Origin of the sequence: Teichococcus globiformis, from assembly GCF_042646265.1 — a bacterium.
In the GTDB taxonomy this organism is placed as follows: Bacteria; Pseudomonadota; Alphaproteobacteria; order Acetobacterales; family Acetobacteraceae; genus Pseudoroseomonas; species Pseudoroseomonas globiformis.
The window spans coordinates 36368-53749 of the sequence record NZ_JBHRTN010000028.1; the positions used below are offsets into that span (position 1 = coordinate 36368).

Sequence of the window (17382 nt, forward strand, 5' to 3'; positions counted from 1 at the left end):
GAGGGCCGCAGGCTTCGCTGGAACGCCGTGGAGGAGGCACGGAAGGCCCGGGCGTGGGTGGCTCGACAAGCGCCCTTATGCTGATCCGGTCCGTGACAGACGGAAACAGCCAAGCGAATGTCAGCCCTGTTGTAGCCGCCGGGGCACAAGTGCCAGCGGCGCATCGACCGCCGCATCGATCGCCTCGCGCATTATGTGATGGTCCGCCGAACGGTGGCAGGCAGGATCGGTTCGGGCGGCATCGCCGGCCAGCGCAAGAGCCTGACAGCGGCAGCCGCCCCAGTCGATCTCCCGTTGGTCACAACCTCGGCAGGGCGCTGGCATCCAGTCCGTGCCGCGGAAGCGGGTGAAGGCGTCCGAGCTGGCCCAGATCGCGCCCAGCCCGTGATCGCGCACCGATGGGAAGGTGAACCCGGGCAATGTCTCCGCCGCATGGCACGGCAGCGCCTTGCCCGAGGGCGAAATGTTGATAAATCGATTGCCCCATCCGCCCATGCAGGCTTTAGGCCTGGCCGCATAATAATCCGGCACGACATAGTCGATGACAACTCGCCCCCTGAGCCGCTCCTGCGCGGCGGCGACGACCTGATTGACCTGTTCAAGCTGGGCGCGGCTAGGCAGCAGCGCGTTGCGGTTAAGCAGCGCCCAACCATAGTATTGGGTATGCGCGATCTCGATGCGCTCGGCGCTCAGTGCTACCCCCAGCGCGATCATCTCCTCGATCCGCTCAATATTCTGGCGGTGGATAACGAAGTTGGCGGTGAGCGGCAATCCGGCGTCACGAATGCGGCGCGCTGCTTCCAGCTTCTTTGCGTGGCTGCCCCTGTAGCCACTGAAATGATCGGCCTCCTCTGAGCGCGCGTCCTGAAAGCTTAGTTGAACATGGTCAATGCCGGCCGCCAGCAGGTCCGCCATGGCGGACCTGCTAAGCAGGACGCCAGAGGTGATGATATTGGTATAGAGGCCGGCGTTCGATGCATGGGCGATCAGCTCGCGCAGGTCGCGCCGGGCCATCGGTTCGCCCCCGGAGAAGTGGACCTGCAAAATGCCGATCGCGGCGGCCTCATCCAGGACGCGAAGCCATTGCTCAGTCGAAAGCTCCGATTTCGGTGCGTCCATGGCAAGCGGATTAGAGCAATAGGCGCATTGCAACGGACAGCGATGCGTCAGTTCCACGATCAGCCCGAGCGGTGGCCCGAGCGCGGTCACAGCTGGATGCCCCCGCGCGCCGAGAGATCGTCGAGCACGGCGATCACATCGGCGGCGATCAGGTCGCGCGCAGCATCGAAGCGGACGGAGAGAGTGTCCGCGATCGCGCCGATCGAGCGCTCTCCGTCGACCAGTTTCAAGATTTCAACGGCGATGTCGTTGGGCACGTATACTCGTTCTGGCGCGAGCAGCACCCAGCCCTTCCGCACGGTATCGAAACGGAACTTCACCCCGCGCCCGAAGGCGGGAATGGCGGTCTCGTCACTCATGCGCCATCACCCGGCATGAAGGCGCCAAGCTGAATCATCCCCGGCGCGACATAGGCAAGGTAGCGACCGTCGAGCTGGCACCAGAGCACGTCGCATTTGAAGTGCAGCGCAGCCAGCACCGCCTGTTGCTTCTCGACCGTGTCGGCACAGCCTTCCTGGCTGACTGCAGGGCCCGCCTGTGTGCGGGGCGTTGCTATTGGATCACCCGCGCGGGCGCGACGGCATCCTTCCGCATCGGAATTCCACTGGGGGAAGCCGCCATTGCCGGCTGCCCCCAGGACGATGATTTCCACGAGATGTCAGGCCGTCAGGCCCGCGCTGGCGTAACAGTTGATTTCGGCGCCCAGAGCGATCTCGCGGACCTCGGGTTTCTTCCAGGACATCATCACTCTATCTCCTTCAGGGTCGGTGTCGGTCCATCAGGGATGAGCCTAACATCCAGTCCGCGCTAGTGCCGCTTCCGGCTACATTGTGTTGCGTTTTGCGAGACGCCGAACCAGCCACAACCCGGACGACATATCGGGCCAAAGAACTGGGGCCAGCTCGTTTGGTGATACGGCTGCCTCCCGGTTCAGACCGTGCCGCTGACAGGAGGGGACGCGCGCCGGCGAAGCCGGGCCCGTCGCACCGACGCAGCAGGATCGTTAGCGGCCTGCCAGGCGGATCCGGCCCGGGGTCCGTCGTCGACGATCCTGGTCGAGTAGCTCGGCCACTTGGCTCTGCTCTCACAGATCCGGGCAGGAGGCTCTCGCTCGACCAGGCCTTGCGCGCGCATGGCGTTGAACCGCACAGCCCAGTCTCAAATGATCTGCAGCGTTACGGTGCCGATCCGCGCTGCTTCGGTGCGCCAGGCGTCGTCATAAATGGCCGCCAGCGCCAGCAGCCACCGGGCCTGCATGGCATCTCTGCATCGGCGCACCGGGGTGCGCAGGGCTGGACCATCATAGTCGGGACGGAGAGGAAGCGGCTGGCCCATCGCAAAGCTCCAATGCTCGCCTCCTTGAATCGGATCGCTCCATGTCGGGAAAGCGCATTCGCGAGTCACGTCCGCCAGAACTTGATATTATGTTCATTGCTCTGAGAGCCCGCCCCGTTTGAAGTTATCGCCACTGGCGGACGCGGTCACCCGGCGGATGGCGAGGCCGCCTTCGTCGGAGGTTGGCGCGTTAGGACGGGAGCGGACGCCGATACGAGTGCCTACACGATGAGACCTGATGTGAGGACGATGCGAGGAACTTCCGATGGACACTGAAGACATGCGCACCTTTGTCGAAGTGGCGGATGCCGGAGGCGTTTCCCATGCGGCGCGGCGACTCGGTCTCTCAAAGTCTATCATCAGCCGTGCGCTGGCCCGGCTCGAGGTCGACCTGGGCACGCAGCTTCTGGCGCGCAACACGCGCGGGACGGTCCTGACGGAGGCCGGCGCAATCTTCCGCAACTACGCAGTCAAAGCCGTCGCCGACATGGACTTGGCGCGAGAGACCATCCTGCCGGAAGGCGAACTGCGCGGCCGGCTGCGGGTGTCCGCGCCGTTGACATTCGGACCCAGGCATTTCGCACCGGTGCTGGCAAAGATGTCGAGGCTTCATCCCCGTCTGCACATGCAAACATGCTACACCGACCGCTTCGTCGACCTCGTCGCCGAAGGGTTCGATTGCGCAATACGCGTGGGATACCTACAGGATTCCAACTTGGTTGCCCGGCGCATTGGGCCGGTCACCGGCAAGCTTGTAGCCAGCCCCGCTTATATAGAGGCGCACGGTGCGCCCGAGAAGCCGGAGGAGATCGCGGGGCACGAAGCGATCATGCAAGGGACGGAGACCTGGTCATTCCTGGATGGCACCAGGATCGTGACCGTCCATCCACATGGTCGGTTCAAGGCGGACAACGGCAGCGCCCTGATATCGGCGGCGCTTGAGGGTGTCGGGCTCGGCTGCCTGCCTTCCGACTTCGTCGACGAGCACATCGCAACCGGCGCCCTCGTCGAAGTCATGCCCGGTTACCCTCTTCCCCCGGCGGGCGCGTACGTGCTTCGCCCTCCGGGCCAGAACCCCTCGCGGAAGATTCGTGTTTTGACCGAGCTTCTGATTGAGCACTGCAATCCCGGAGAGCGTAACTAAATCGCCGGTGCACAAGGACGGGGCGAGTAAAGCTGGCGGACTTCTCTGCTGAACTAGCGGATTTCGGCCGAAGTTCCCGTCATTTCCGACTCGCCTCAAAACTAAAGAAATTTTTGAAGTAAGCGCAGACTCGGAGCGCTTATGATATTCTTTTATCAGCCGATTCAAGCGGAATCAGAAGTACAAAGCAGCGACCAAGTTTAACGAGAACCGTGAATACTTCTGTTTTACATTCATTGGTCAATTCGTTCCTCAAAGTGCAACGTGACTGTGCGGCCGCCGCACCTTCTCCTGATTCGAGTTCAAAGCAAAGCTCACCGCACTCGCCTGGTCACGCCTGGCTTGAGGAAAATGCTGACCGATCGGCTCCGATCCGCAGCCCGAACAACGCCATGCAGGAGATTCACAATGCGTAAGCCCATCCGGAACATTCTGCCGCTCACGGCCCTGACCCTAATCCTGTCGTCGGTGGCGACCGTCACATGGGCCGCCGGTCGCATCCAAAGCGCGCAGGATGATGCGGACTGGCCAGCCTACAACCGGACCCTCGCCTCGGATCGGTTCTCCCGCCTCGACGCGATCAATCGCGAGAGCGTCGGAACTCTCGAACGCAAATGCGAGTACACGCTCCCGGTTCCGACGTCTTTCCAGACCGGCCCCCTTGCAATCGACGGCGTCCTCTACTTCACCACCCCCGATGCCTCCTACGCGATCGACGCCGCGACCTGTGAAGAGCGCTGGCGCGTGACGCACCCCTCCCCGACGGGCGAGGGGGTCATCTCTTCCAACCGCGGCTTCGCGTATCTGGACGGCACACTGTTCCGGGGCACAATGGAGGGCGACGTCCTGGCGATTTCGCCAGAGGACGGGCGCACGCTTTGGAGCGCCCGGATCCCGGACGCCGGCCCCGGCGTCTCGATCCCGATGGCGCCAATCGCCGCAGACGGCAAGGTTTTTATCGGCAACGCCGGAGGCGACCGTGCAAACGTGACAGGCCATGTCTATGCCTACAACGCGGCGACCGGAGAGATGCTGTGGCGCTTCGAGGTGATCCCCGACACGCCCGAAGTACGGGCCACATGGCTGATGCCGGAAGGCAATCCACTTTCTGGAGGCGGCGTTTGGGTGTCGCTGAGCTATGATGAGGAGATAGGCGTCGTCTACGCTCCCACCGGCAATCCCGCGCCGGACTTCGACGCCGAACTCCGCCGCGGCGACAATCTCTACGTCAACTCGATCATCGCCATCGATGGCGACACAGGCCGGATGATCACCCACAACCAGATCGTGAAGGAGGACTTCCACGACTGGGGTGTGAGCGCCGCGCCTGCCCTCGTCACCACCGCCGGTGGACGCCGCATCGCCGCTTCCGCGAACAAGGACGGGCTGCTTTCGGTGCTCGACCGGACCGATCTCGCTGCCGGTCTTCCCCTCATTTACGCTCAGCCGGTGACGACGCGCGAGAACGTCGATGTCCCGCTGTCGCGCGAACACCCGACCCGGTTCTGCCCCGGGATCTTCGGCGGTGTCGAATGGAACGGCGCCGCGTTCAACCCCTCGCTCAACACCTTGTTCGTCGGCGCCGTAGACTGGTGCGCCACGGTGACGCTCCAGTCCCGTGATACGCCTGTTCCTCCCACAGGCGACATCTGGCTCGGAATCCGCGAAACGATGGGACAGGCGCTGGGGGACTGGTCGACCGCCCGCGGATGGCTCACCGCGTTCAACGCGGACACCGGCGCCGTACGCTGGAGGATCGAGGCGCCCAAGCCCGTGCTGGGCGGCGTCACGCCGACGGCGGGCGGCCTGGTGTTCGCCTCGGATCTCGCCGGCAACCTCTTCGCCGTGGATGCTGAGGACGGCCGACGGCTATGGAGCATCAACGTCGGGCAGCCCATCGGGGGCGGGATCATCACCTATCAGGCGGGCGGGAACCAGCTGGTCGCGGCGGCGGTCGGCAACGGCGGCGGCGCGTGGCCAGTCGAGGTCACCCGCAGCAGCATCGTGGTCTACGGCTTGCGATGACGAGATCGCCAACCACCCGCCTTCCGGAGGCCGATCTTCTCGCCGTCCTGGCGCGCTCGCCCATCTCACCCGACGCGCTTTGCGGGCCGGTGGACCAACGAGGGATGCTGGCGCCTCCAGACAACACTGTTGAAATCAATCAGGACAGGAGCCTGTTGTGACCTATCACATCCTGCTGGCGACACTGGCCGGCCTAGCTTTGTCCGCCTGCGACGCTCAATCTCGGGGTACCGCTCCGGAAGACGTCTCTGCACTCTCGGCCCGTCCGCTACTGGACGCGATCGCCTATCCCGAAGGCATTGCCTACAACAGCGCCGGCGTCTACTACGTAGCGAGTGCGGCCGACGGCGCGGTGACGCGGGTCAACCTTGATGACAATACCGCGACACTGCTCGTGCCGGGCGGGAGGCTTGCCCCTGCTGGGGATAGGGACTTTCCGGTGGCCCTGGGCATCAAGCTCGATGAATCCGACCGCTTGTGGATCACAGGCGGCGTGCGAGGCGATCTCCACATCATCGATGCGCAAAGTGGCCGAACGGTGATCAGCCTCGCCAAGCCGGATGGACCTGCAAGCCTGCTCAACGATTTGGCTCTGACACAGGACGCGGCCTACATCACGGATTCGTCCAGGCCTGTGCTGTGGCGGGTCAACCGCAGCGGCGGCGAGATCGGAGCCCTGGAGCCCTGGCTCGAGTTGGAAACGGCTATTCCGTATTCGGAAGGGCCCAATCTTAATGGCATCGTCGCGACGCCCGACGGTTCGACGCTGGTCGCGGTGCAGATGAACACAGGATTCCTGTGGACGATCGACGTCGCGGAAAGGACCGCGACCCGAATCGACTTGGGCGGCGCACTGCTGCGCGGTGGCGATGGGCTGGTTCTTGACGGGCAACGTCTCTACGCCACCCTGCAGGACACCCATGAGGTCGTCGCCATAGACTTGGCGCCCGGATTTGTATCCGGAACGATCGTCGGCCGCCTGCAGGATGAACGCTTCGCGGCGCCCGCCACGGCGTTCGTCGAAGCAGGCAAGCTCTACGTCGTCGTCACGCAGATGAACCGGTTCGCCGACAACTCGGCCGTTAGGCCATTCAATGTTTACGAGATGCCGCTCTCGGCCATTCACCCGGAGGGTCGACCGTAAGGCCGTGTGCTGGGCCTTGAAGGAGAGCGCAAGGTGGCGGACTGCATCCCGCACTTCACCAACACCGCCTCCTCGTCTGCGGAAATGCGCCGCCACCACGCCGCGATCCGTACCCGGAGCCGGGAGCAGGCGCTCGACTTCTATGTAAGCAGGTTCGACTTCTGCATCGTCGCTGCCGACGATCGCGCCGAGCACCCGATAGCCGCCGGTGCAGAAGCTTTCCAGCACGGTGCCCAGCAGCGCTGGCTTGCCGCCGAACAACCCGTCGACGCCTGTGATGTGGAGCAGCAACCCGTCCGGCGGGTCCACCGCCGCCGGTAGCGTGAAGCGCAGCGCCCACAGCGCCAGCCGCTCCAGCAGAACGGCATCGGACTCGGGATCGGCATCATGCAGGATCAGATGCGGCCGGATGGCCTGGGCGTTGGCCAGCGCCTGGCGTGAAACCAGCCCCGGCACGTCCGTGGTGTTGAGCCGGCGGTTGCTGACCACGTCCCACACGGTCATTATAGAACAAAGAAAGAACAACAAGGCGGCTGACAGGCTGTCTCGGAAGGTTGAGGCGTCATGCACGAGCCTACGGTTCGCCACCGTTCCTGCTTTCGTTGTCAGCATCAGGCTGCCAGCCACGGGCGGGCTGCCCGACGACCAGGCAGGCTGAAAAGATCGGAGTCGACGGACCACGCTTCCTTTCCGGGCTGATTGGTCTACCGTAAAGCGCAACAAAATCGGGAGGAGACGGTATGGCTGTCACCACGCGGAGAACCGCCCTGCGCAACTGCGTGGGGATGTGGGCAGCGCTCGGTTTGACCGCTCTTCCGCTTAGGTCGGCCCTGGCTCAAGCAGGATCGACGGCGGGGGCAAGTTCCGCCTTGGCGGTGGCCCCGGAATTTCAGGTCGACCCCTTCTGGCCAAAGCCGCTGCCCAACAATTGGATCATCGGCGCCGTCGCGGGCGTGGCGGTGGACAAGCGCGACCATATCTGGATCGTCCAGCGGCCGGGCACCATCGCCCAGCGCCAGCTGATGGCAGAACGCAACCCACCGGAAACGTATTGCTGCGTTCGCGCGCCGGCGGTGCTGGTGTTCGACCGGCAAGGCAATGTGCTGCGCCATTGGGGAGGTCCGGGACAGGGGTATGAATGGCCCGAGGTGGAGCACGGCATCTACGTCGATGCCAACGACTTCGTCTGGCTGGCTGGCAGCGGGCCCAAGGATCACCAGCTGCTGAAGTTCACCCTGGACGGGCAATTTGTGATGCAGATCGGACGATCGGGTCAGTCCAAAGGCAACGCGGACACCGCCAACCTCAACCGCCCGGCCGATGTCGAGGTCGATACCGAGGCACGGGAGGTTTTTGTCGCGGATGGCTACGGCAATCGCCGTGTGATCGTCTTCGATAGCGAGACCGGAGCCTACAAGCGGCACTGGGGTGCCTATGGCCAGCCGCCGGTCGATGGCGGCCCGGAAGCCTATGGCGGCACGGCAGCCTATACGCCGGGCCAGGCACCATCGCGCCAGTTCGCCAGCCCCGTGCACTGTGTGCGACTGACCCGGGACAGGCAGGTCTATGTCTGCGACCGGACCAATGACCGCTACCAGGTCTTTCAGCGGGACGGCAGCTTTGTGTCCGAGCACTTCATCGCACCGGAGACCCGGCTGAACGGCTCGGTGGCCGACCTCATTCCCTCGATGGATCCATCGCAGGAGTTCCTGTTCAGCGTGGACAACTCGAACGGCGTGGCGCGGGTCATCCGCCGTCGCGATGGTGAGGTGCTTTCCACCTTCGGACGCCCCGGCCGATGGGCGGGGCAGTTCCACGTGCCGCACAACATCGCTCAGGACAGCGAAGGGAGCCTCTACATCACGGAAGTCGATAATGGGCAACGTGTGCAGCGCTTCGTCCGCCGTGGACCCTCCTGACCGAGCTTGCCGCCGAGGTTCGCGCCCCTGGGCTGGGGCAACCCCCAATTTGATCAACGTTGCCGTACCCCGGGCAAAACGTGCGCTTCACGCGGTGAGCAACCGTGAGGAGTGGCAAGGTGCAGGAGTATTTGCCGAGGCAGCACGAACGCTGCAGCCGATCTCCGCACACGACTGGCAGGACAGGAGACGAGGTACCCTCTGAGGCGCGGTATGGTCCTGGAGATAACTTCTCTGGAGCCTTAGCGACGGAGGGATCTCTGAGGCTGAAGATCTCAGAGAAGTAGCTTGCGGAAGGCGTCCTGCAATCAGCATGCACCAGTAACGCCGATGCGCGCCGTTTTGTCGGGACCATCCTCGGATGGGCTGCCGCCACACCTGCGGGCTTGGCGGAAGCCGAGATGCCTGCTGGCCGGCCACCGCGCTGACTGAGGTAAGCAGCGATGCGCAAAGCAACGACCGCAAATCGCGCTACCGCTCTCTCTCCGGTTACAAATATGGATCAAGAAGGGCGTCGTTGATGTACTCCATGAGGCGGCAGCCATCATGCCGATGGCCTCCTGCGACTTGGAGGCCACGAACGCATTCGGTGCGATAGCCTCCCAACGACCCCTCCAGGCTTGGAAAGCCTCGCTCTGCTGGGCGTCATCGCGCTTGGCCCGAATATGGAAGACGAGGTGCTCAAGATTAACAACTGTGCCGCCGCATTGTGTGGAACAGCTGCTTGAGCAGAACGCCTGCCCTAAGCTTGCCAACCGTTCAGCACCCACATCCAGGCATAGTATCAACTCAACGTTTCTGGCAACTCTCAGCCGATGTCATAGCTCAGACGCACCATTCCCTTGTCGAGCGTCCTGGAGGTCCTGAGGATCAGATCACGCGACCGCTCCTGCCGTGGAAATAAAGGTAGTCCATCCCCCAGCAAGATCGGGACGATGAAGAGGTCGAGATGGTCTAGTTCGCCTGCCTCAACGAAGGCGGCTTGCAACTTGGCGCCACCAACGATCCAGGCATCGCCAACCGCCTCGGTCCTGAGATGCCGGGCCAAGCTGAGAATGCCGTCGTGCCAGCCCTGCACGTCCGGGTACTTGCCCGGAATAGGTTGAGACGTGACAACAATCCCCTGCTTGCCTTGGTAAGGCCAACCGACACCGAAGGATGGGATCTGATCGTAGGTGACGCGGCCCATGACAACGGTCGAGATCGAGGCGATGAAGTCCTCGTATCCGGCCTCCTCATGGACACACAAGGGCCATGAGAGGAACTACACGCTTTCCGAGGCCGTACTCATCGGCCATCGACCTAAAGCAGCTCTTGCCGTCTAGCCACCCACGACCCGCCGACCTACCTTTCCGTGCATGCCCCGCTCTCCTGCTGCCGACCTCGCTCCCCTGATCAAGCTCCTGCAGGCGGGCGTCCCACCCGTTCGGGCTGCCGCCGAACTCTCTCGCGTTCTGGCAATCTGGAAAGCTGAACTGAAGGACGACGATGAGCAGCTCCAGGAGCGGCTATCCGGCCTGGCCGAGCAGATGGCGACGGGGATCGAGGAGATGCACGAGGGCATCGCCGAGGCGAGCGACAAGGGGAAGCCGACGCTGCGGCGAATCCTGGCAACGCATGAAGCAGTGCTGGACGGGGTGCGGAAGGCCCAGGGGACAGGGTAAGCATCTCATGATCTGCCAGGAAGGCGACCACGGCATGCGGCCCTTAGCGATCTTTCGAGCCGCCCAGCAGCGGACGTTCCATGACCATCGTGCGCTCCTCCCCGTGAAAGCTGTCTCGGACCGAGGTAAAGCCTAGCGACGGCATCCCTTGTGAGAGCCTCTGCCGCTAGGACGACGCACCCCATCGCTGGATTTGGCAGCGGCGGGAACCGGCGGCGATACTTGGCCAATGTCCTGGTATGACGCACAAGCCGAGACGCTGGTGCCGCGCTACGAGGCGATGCGGCTAGAGGCGCTGCATGGCTGGTGCCGTGATCTATTGCCAACGGCCCCATGGCGCTGAGTCATTCGCTGGATCTGCGCCTTCGTCAGCCAGAACAGGTCAGCCATGGCAGCACCTGCGTGCCAGCATGGAATCACAGCAGGATCAAAGTACAAGAGATTCGCCGATAGGTCCTGAGCCTAGAAACCCCGTAGGTTACGCAATGCAGCGCTCTCCTCCGCCGGCTCCAGCGGCGCGCTGATCCCTCGGCTGTCCAGAAATGCATCGACGACCGAAGCGGCGGAACCTGCGGGAGTGAAACCGCCCTGCTTCTCCGCTGGCATAGCCAACAACAGGGAAGGCTGCCACGCATCGGCGTCGCGACACGCGATGCCCAGCAGGTTGCTGGCGCCAGCCAGCTGAAACTCACGGCAGAGCCGCCCCGAGGCGTCGCGAAAGCTCGCCACGGCCTGGAAGCGACGACCGTCAGGGAAGGTCCGTGTCTCACCTGACATAACCACATCGAAGGCGCCAGACAGCTCCTTCGGCAAGGCTTGGCCCAGAGCCAGCACGGCGAGACCTGTTGGTTGACGCGGCGGTTCAGCGGGGCCGAATTGCAGCAAGGCCGGAATAACCAGGATGGCGGCAATGCCGGCGGCCATGGCGGCGCCGTGCCATGCAGGACGGGTCGCTGATGTCTTGGGCTTTGGCCGTGGACGCAGCGCGATGATCTCCGCCTCTCGCCGGGTTTCACCATCAGCCTGGCTCTCAGGCGCTTGGGCCGTGCCGACCATGGCCTCCACCTTGCGGCGCAGGCCTTCAGGGACCTCAGGCGCGGTCCCGTGCAATTCCCGCATCAGGCGGCGCCCTTCCCTGAGTGCTTCCAGCCGCGCGGCAAGGGCGTGGTCTTGCTCCACGGCCTCGGCCACGGCCGAGAACTCCGGCTCCTCCAGCACGCCGTCGCCGAAGGCCATCAGCATCGCGTCGTCGAATTCATGCGGCATACGCTTAGAACTCCGTGGCATCGGCGCCGACGCGCTCGGCAACCGTGCGGCGCGCCCGCGCCAGCCGGCTCATCACGGTGCCGATCGGCAGGTCCAGGATCTCGGCCGCCTGCCGGTAGCTGAGTTCCTCGACGCAGACCAGCAGCATCAGGCTGCGCTGCTCCTCGGGCAGTTCGCCAATGGCCACCGCCGCGCGCCGAAGCGCAATGCGCCGTGCCGGCGCCAACTCGGCGCCCATCGCTGGCAGATCGTGACGTGTCTCCACATCCACCTCCTCGCCGCGGGTCCGCCGGCGGCGCATGCGGTCTAGCCACAAGTTCCGCAGGATGCGGAACATCCAGGCCTCGGGACTGGCTAATCCCTCGCTCGGCAGGCTGGCCGTCAGCGCACGCTCGCAGGCCGCTTGCACGAGATCGTCGGCTTCATCAGGTGACCGGCACAGCCCCAGCGCGAAGCGGCGCAACCGGGGCAACAACCCTGGCAGCATACTCCCGATATCCTGTGGCAACCGACCTCCTTCCCTCCATCAGACGCGGCAACGCCGCCGTTATTCCACCGCCAGCGATGCAATTCCAGTCATGCCCCTGAACTGCGGCAAGCCTGTGCAAAGGGAATAGAAGGCCGGAATGCCGCGTCCTCCTTCTGTCACCGGATCGAAACAGCAGGCAGCGCCATGTCATCCACCGCCCTCAACATCCTTTCCAACGGCGTCACCGCGAAGCGGAGCCGCGTGCTCGTAATCCTCTTCGCCCTATGCCTAATCCTGGCCACGGCAGCGCTGCTCCTGTGGTCGCCTGGCGAGGCCGCACTGTCACGCGAAGCGATGCTGACCCTGCTGGTATTCACCGGAACGCTGCTGGGCTGGACCGTGTTGCGCCTGCCAGAAACCCCTGTCGCCCTGGCTGGCGCGCTGGCCTTGATCCTGGGCGGCGCGGTGGAGGAAGATGCACTGGCCGATGCGCTCGGCCATGACATCACTTGGTTGCTGATCGCCGCGTTCGTCATTGGCGGTGTTCTGCGGCGCACCGGTCTGACGGAGCGCCTCGCCTTCGCGCTGCTGGCCCGCTGCGGCAGCGTCGGCGGTGTGTTCCTCGCCTGCACGGGGATCATCCTGGCAACGGCCTATGTCATTCCCTCGACCTCGGCGAGAGCGGCGGTGCTACTGCCAGTCTTCCTTGGCCTGTCCGAAACCATCGACCAGCCGCGCGTGACCCGCGCCCTGGGCCTGCTCTTTCCCTCGGTCATCCTGTTCTCGGCCTGCGCCTCTCTGCTCGGCGCCGGTGCTCACTTGGTAGCGGTGGACTATATCGACGCGCTGGATGCCGGGCCGGAGCCAAGCTTTGCGACCTGGGCAGCGCTCGGCCTGCCCTTCGCTCTAGGTTGCAGCGCCTTGGCCTGCCTAGTCATCCGCCTGCTGTTCCTGAGCGGTCCGGAATGGAGCAGTCCGCTGTCCCGGCGCCCGGCGGCGGAGGCCCGGCGGGACAAGGCCACCACGCGGCGGGACAGGGTAGTGTTGGTCGTTCTGTGCGTTACCGTCGCCTTTTGGTGCACGTCGTCTTGGCACGGGATAGGGGCAGCCACCATCGCCCTGGTGGCGGCGCTTCTGCTGGCCAGCCCAGGAACCTCCGGCGTGAGCTTCCAAGAGGCACTGAAGGGCATCGAATGGGGCCTCGTTGTATTTCTTGCGGCCTCCATGGTGATCGGCGAGGCGCTACTCGATTCCGGGGCCGCCGAGTGGCTGGTCGAGGGCACGTGTTCAGTCCTGAGCGCGACCTCGCCATCGCCCGCCTTCATCGCCCTCGCAGTGGCAATTCTCTCCGCACTGGCGCATCTCCTGGTGGTATCCCGCACCGCCCGCGCGGGGGTGTTGATCCCCGCCCTTGCCTTGCCGCTCGGTAGTTTCGCCGAGCCGGCGGCACTGATCCTGATCGTCACCATGGGCAGCGGCTTCTGCCAGACCCTACTGGTCTCGGCTAAGCCGGTGACGCTGTTCGGCGCGGGCGACGCCCCACCCTTCGCGCAAACCGACCTGCTGCGCCTGTCGCTCTGGCTGCTTCCTGGCTTCGTTTTGCTGCTCACCGGCTGCGCGCTGGTCCTATGGCCTTGGCTGGGCGTGCCTCTCGTGCGCGGCTGAGGGTTTCGCGAAGTTTCGTCCAGCCGCCGGGAATAGAGCGCTGCAGGCCACGTCTCCAGGATAGGGCCACCCTACAAGGCCCGGCCCACAGGAAAGGAACGGCCAGATGCCGCTCACCGTGCTGATCGCGCCCTCCGGCTTCAAAGAATGCCTCTCGGCCGATGAGGTGGCGGATTGTATCGGGCGGGGCGTGCTGCGCGCCATCCCAGATGCCACCATCCTCAAGGCGCCCATGGTCGATGGCGGTGAGGGCTTTACCAAAGCGCTGGTCGCCGCCACCGGGGGAACGCTGCACCACCTCGCTGTCACCGGCCCTATAGGCGATGCCGTGCCTTCCTTCTTCGGTTTCACAGGCGGCGCCGGTCCGCGCACCGCAGTCATCGAGATGGCCGCCGCCGCTGGGCTGAGGCTGGTGCCGCGTGATCGTCGCGACCCGACCCGCACGACCAGCCGTGGCGTCGGAGAGCTGATTCGCGCCGCGCTTGATGCCGGCGCCGAGCGCATCCTGCTCGGATGCGGCGATAGCGGCATCAATGATGGCGGGGCAGGCATGGTCCAGGCGCTCGGCATCCGGCTGCTGGATATGGGCGGCCGCGACCTGGCACCGGGCGGCGGCGCACTGGAGCATCTGGCGCGGATCGACTTCAGCGGCCGCGACCCTCGGCTCGCGGATGTGAAGCTCGATGCAGCGGTGAACTGGCACAACATGCTACTGGGCGCTTCCGGCGTGGCGCGGGTCTTCGGGCCGCAGAAAGGCGCGACGCCGGAGCAGGTGGAGCGGCTCGATGCCGGGATGCACCGCTATGCCGTGGCTATCGAGGCAGCGACGGGGATTGCCGTGGCCGAGGCGCCTGGGGCCGGAGCCTCCGGTGGAATGGGGGCGGCGGTGCTGGGCTTGCTAGGCGGGCGGCTCCATCCCCGTTACGATATCGTCATGCGCTACATGGATCTCGACCGCCTCATCGACCGGGCTGATCTGATCATCACCGCCGAAGGCAGCATTGATGGCCAGACGCCCTTCGGCAAGATTCCTGCCGAGGTGGCCTTTCGGGCCAAGCGCGCGGGTCTGCCGGTGATTGCCCTAGCCGGAACCATCGGTAAAGGCGCCGCCAGCAATTTTGAGCATGGTATCGACGCTTTCGCCAGTATCCTGAAGCGGCCTTGCAGCTTGGAGGAAGCCATCGCCAAGGCGGGCAAGCTGCTGGTCTGCGCCGCCGAGGACGCCGCCCGGATGGTGAAGATCGGCATCGGTCTTGCGCCCTTTTGCGAAGCTACCGGCAAGTCCGGCCGTAGCGGCCTGCGCTTGCGTCCGGTCAGCCGCACCGCCTGACTGAAGCCCTGATGCGTAGCACCCGTCTGTTTCCGCTCCTTCTCCGCCTGTTGGTCGCGGGCGCGCCGGCCCTACAAATCTTTGCGCTGCCCGGCACCGCCATAGCCGATGATGGCGGTGGGAATAGCGGAGGAGATGGCGGCGGCAGCGGATCGGGCGGCGACGGCGGGCAGGGTTTCGACGGGCTGCCAACCACTCAGCCAGGACGCGGCCTCGATGAGCTGTTCGGACGTGGCGGTCTGTTCGACCGGATATTCCAGGGCAGTCCACCGGCTCGGTCGCCCACACCTCCCCGCACGGCCGCTCCGGCCACCGCAGCGAGCGGCGAGGTCATAGCCTTCGGCCTGACGCAAGCGCAGCTTGGCCGACTCAACACCAGCGGCTTCGGCATCCTTGCGCAACAGGACATGGCAGGCGCCGCCGTCATGGCTCGGCTCCGCGTGCCGCAAGGGCTTGGCACCCAAGCTGCCATCGCGCGAATCGCCACCTTGGCACCGGGTGCAGCGGTCGCACCAAACCACTACTACCGGAACCAAGCCGGCGCCGATGACTGCACCGCTTCGATCTGCGCGAGCTGGTCGCAGGTCGGGTGGCGCGGAGCCGGCCAGTGCGGTGAAGAATTGCGGATCGGTGTGATCGACACCTCGCCCGAACTGGCTCATCCGGCCTTGCGCGGCGCCCAGATCACAACGCGGCGCTTCGTCGCCGGGGAAGCCTCTCCCTCCCCCGGCAGCGGGCATGGCACGGCCATTGTCGCCATATTGGCTGGTGCCAGCGACAGCCCGGCACCGGGCCTGCTACCTGGAGCCGACATCCTGGTCGCGGACCCCTTCATCCGTGGGCCGGGCAGCGACGAGCGGGCCGACAGCTTCGACCTCGTGCGCTCGCTGGAACATCTGGCAGGCAGTGGCGTGCAAGCCATTAATCTCAGCCTGGCCGGACCCGAGAATGCGGTGCTGCGCCTGTCGGTGGAGCGGGTGCTGCAACAAGGCGTGGCGCTGGTGGCGGCGGTGGGCAACGCCGGCCCCCGGGCACAGCCGCTGTACCCGGCCGCCTATCCCGGCGTGATTGGCGTCACCGCTGTCGATGCCGCCGGGCAGCTCTACCGGCGTGCCCTTCGTGGAACACAGGTGGATTTCGCGGCGCCCGGCGTGCGGCTGCCAACCGCCAGCCCACCGGACGGGCTGCGGATGCAGAACGGCACCTCCTTCGCGACGCCCTTCATCACCGCCGCCATCTCCGTGCTGCTGGCTGCCAATCCAAAGCTTGGTCCGGCCGAAGCTGAACGCCTGCTATCCAACAAGGCGCGCGATCTGGGCAAAGCAGGCCGCGACAACAGCTTCGGTTGGGGCCTATTCCAGGCGATGCCTCACTGCGAAACGAGCGCAGGTTAGGCGTTCGATGCCGATGCGACAGTCATGTTGGCAATCACCTGGGCAGACGATGGTGTATAGGACGACAACAAGGCCAAACTAAAGCTCTTAGCACTACCTGGGCATCTTCATTAAGTGTGATGCGACCGTGTGCGACGTTGCCTTGTGGAGGCGACATCGGTGACGAACATTCCTGGCGGTGGGACTGACCTGGATCGCTGGCTGGCGCCGTTCCTCGAGGTGACGCGCCGCAAGACCCGCCGCATCTGGGCGCCGCTCTACCTGCGGGGTCTGCTCGGGCCCGGTGAGCGCAAGAGCCTGCAGCCGATGGCGGCCCGACTTGGCCTGGGCGGCCACGACCAGCTGCAGCACTTCATCGCCAGCACGGCCTGGGACGACGCGCCGCTCTGGTCCGTGCTGGCGCAGCAGGCGGATCGGTGGCCCGTCGGCCTTGCTGGTGATCGACGACACGGCGCTCCCCAAAAAGGGCACCATGTCGGTGGGCGTGGCACCGCAATACTATGGCCAGCTGACCAAGAATGCGAACTGCCGGTCGCTGGTGTCACTCACTTGGCGCAGAGCAAGGTGCCTGTCCCGGTCGGCCTGCGGCTGTTCCTGCCGGAGGAGTGGATCGGCGACCCGTCGCGTTGCGCACAAGCTGGCGTGCTGGAGGCGGCAATGGCCCTGCGAGCCAAGAGCGAGATCGCGCTCGACGAGTTGGACCGGCCTGCCCTGTATCGACACGCGCTGATGACGTGCATCGCCTATGCCTATCTGCAGCACCTCCGCCTCGCCGCGCACCGCCGGACGAGGCGGGGGGGGGACAATGCAGACCTTGATGGCGGGTCCGCCACCCTCGCCGAGCCTACCCACGGTGCGCCGCGCCATCCTCGACTGGCTGTTCGCGCATCTCACCGCCGATCCAAGGT

Annotated in this window: 16 protein-coding genes and 2 pseudogenes; 10 read left to right on the forward strand and 8 right to left on the reverse strand. The window is 65.0% G+C overall.

What is annotated here, in order from left to right:
* Nucleotides 1–120 precede the first annotated feature (120 nt).
* From pqqE to ACFOD4_RS20715, 5 genes and pseudogenes are all read right to left on the reverse strand, one after another.
* Complete coding sequence (pqqE, locus tag ACFOD4_RS20695; RefSeq protein WP_379599549.1) at nt 121–1209, reverse strand: pyrroloquinoline quinone biosynthesis protein PqqE; 1089 nt, start codon at nt 1207–1209, stop codon at nt 121–123.
* Entirely contained in the window at nt 1206–1478 is a 273-nt protein-coding gene (gene pqqD, locus ACFOD4_RS20700) for a pyrroloquinoline quinone biosynthesis peptide chaperone PqqD (protein ID WP_379599551.1), read from the reverse strand. The genes pqqE and pqqD overlap by 4 nt, the downstream gene beginning before the upstream one ends.
* A gap of 149 nt (nt 1479–1627) precedes the next feature.
* Nucleotides 1628–1771 (reverse strand): annotated as a pseudogene (locus ACFOD4_RS20705) (pyrroloquinoline quinone biosynthesis protein B); the annotation flags it as partial.
* Nucleotides 1772–1777: 6 nt separating this feature from the next.
* Complete coding sequence (gene pqqA, locus ACFOD4_RS20710) at nt 1778–1864, reverse strand: pyrroloquinoline quinone precursor peptide PqqA (protein WP_379599619.1); 87 nt, start codon at nt 1862–1864, stop codon at nt 1778–1780.
* A 413-nt stretch (nt 1865–2277) separates the two neighbouring features.
* A complete protein-coding gene (locus ACFOD4_RS20715) occupies nt 2278–2454 on the reverse strand; it encodes a hypothetical protein (protein WP_379599553.1) in 177 nt (58 codons plus the stop codon).
* A gap of 265 nt (nt 2455–2719) precedes the next feature.
* On the opposite strand from ACFOD4_RS20715, the gene ACFOD4_RS20720 reads away from it, so the two are divergent.
* From ACFOD4_RS20720 to ACFOD4_RS20740, 5 genes are all read left to right on the forward strand, one after another.
* The gene (locus ACFOD4_RS20720) at nt 2720–3598 is read left to right on the forward strand and encodes a LysR family transcriptional regulator (RefSeq protein ID WP_379599555.1); all 879 of its coding nucleotides are present in this window, start codon (nt 2720–2722) and stop codon (nt 3596–3598) included.
* Between the two features lie 408 nt (nt 3599–4006).
* Nucleotides 4007–5623 (forward strand): pyrroloquinoline quinone-dependent dehydrogenase, encoded by a 1617-nt coding sequence (locus tag ACFOD4_RS20725; RefSeq protein WP_379599557.1) that lies wholly within the window; start codon nt 4007–4009, stop codon nt 5621–5623.
* Between the two features lie 157 nt (nt 5624–5780).
* Nucleotides 5781–6767: an SMP-30/gluconolactonase/LRE family protein gene (locus ACFOD4_RS20730; RefSeq protein ID WP_379599559.1), complete on the forward strand. Its 987-nt coding sequence runs from the start codon at nt 5781–5783 to the stop codon at nt 6765–6767.
* Between the two features lie 33 nt (nt 6768–6800).
* Nucleotides 6801–7088: a hypothetical protein gene (locus ACFOD4_RS20735; RefSeq protein ID WP_379599561.1), complete on the forward strand. Its 288-nt coding sequence runs from the start codon at nt 6801–6803 to the stop codon at nt 7086–7088.
* A 554-nt stretch (nt 7089–7642) separates the two neighbouring features.
* Nucleotides 7643–8686 (forward strand): NHL repeat-containing protein, encoded by a 1044-nt coding sequence (locus ACFOD4_RS20740; RefSeq protein ID WP_379599620.1) that lies wholly within the window; start codon nt 7643–7645, stop codon nt 8684–8686.
* A gap of 808 nt (nt 8687–9494) precedes the next feature.
* Here the strand turns inward: ACFOD4_RS20740 and ACFOD4_RS20745 are convergent.
* On the reverse strand, nt 9495–9875 hold the full coding sequence (locus tag ACFOD4_RS20745) for a dihydrofolate reductase family protein (RefSeq protein WP_379599563.1): 381 nt from the start codon (nt 9873–9875) through the stop codon (nt 9495–9497).
* Between the two features lie 169 nt (nt 9876–10044).
* On the opposite strand from ACFOD4_RS20745, the gene ACFOD4_RS20750 reads away from it, so the two are divergent.
* Entirely contained in the window at nt 10045–10350 is a 306-nt protein-coding gene (locus tag ACFOD4_RS20750) for a hypothetical protein (RefSeq protein WP_379599565.1), read from the forward strand.
* A 462-nt stretch (nt 10351–10812) separates the two neighbouring features.
* On the opposite strand, the gene ACFOD4_RS20755 is transcribed toward ACFOD4_RS20750, so the two are convergent.
* Nucleotides 10813–11616, reverse strand: a complete 804-nt coding sequence (locus ACFOD4_RS20755; protein WP_379599567.1) for an anti-sigma factor family protein — start codon at nt 11614–11616, stop codon at nt 10813–10815.
* Nucleotides 11617–11620: 4 nt separating this feature from the next.
* On the reverse strand, nt 11621–12103 hold the full coding sequence (locus ACFOD4_RS20760) for an RNA polymerase sigma factor (protein ID WP_379599569.1): 483 nt from the start codon (nt 12101–12103) through the stop codon (nt 11621–11623).
* Between the two features lie 186 nt (nt 12104–12289).
* Between ACFOD4_RS20760 and ACFOD4_RS20765 the strand changes: the two genes are divergently transcribed.
* The 4 genes and pseudogenes from ACFOD4_RS20765 to ACFOD4_RS20780 form a co-directional block, all read left to right on the forward strand.
* A complete protein-coding gene (locus tag ACFOD4_RS20765; RefSeq protein ID WP_379599571.1) occupies nt 12290–13750 on the forward strand; it encodes an SLC13 family permease in 1461 nt (486 codons plus the stop codon).
* Nucleotides 13751–13856: 106 nt separating this feature from the next.
* A complete protein-coding gene (locus ACFOD4_RS20770) occupies nt 13857–15080 on the forward strand; it encodes a glycerate kinase family protein (RefSeq protein WP_379599573.1) in 1224 nt (407 codons plus the stop codon).
* A gap of 11 nt (nt 15081–15091) precedes the next feature.
* On the forward strand, nt 15092–16474 hold the full coding sequence (locus ACFOD4_RS20775) for a S8 family serine peptidase (protein WP_379599575.1): 1383 nt from the start codon (nt 15092–15094) through the stop codon (nt 16472–16474).
* Between the two features lie 168 nt (nt 16475–16642).
* Nucleotides 16643–17179, forward strand: a pseudogene (locus ACFOD4_RS20780) (IS701 family transposase); the annotation flags it as partial.
* Nucleotides 17180–17382 lie beyond the last annotated feature (203 nt).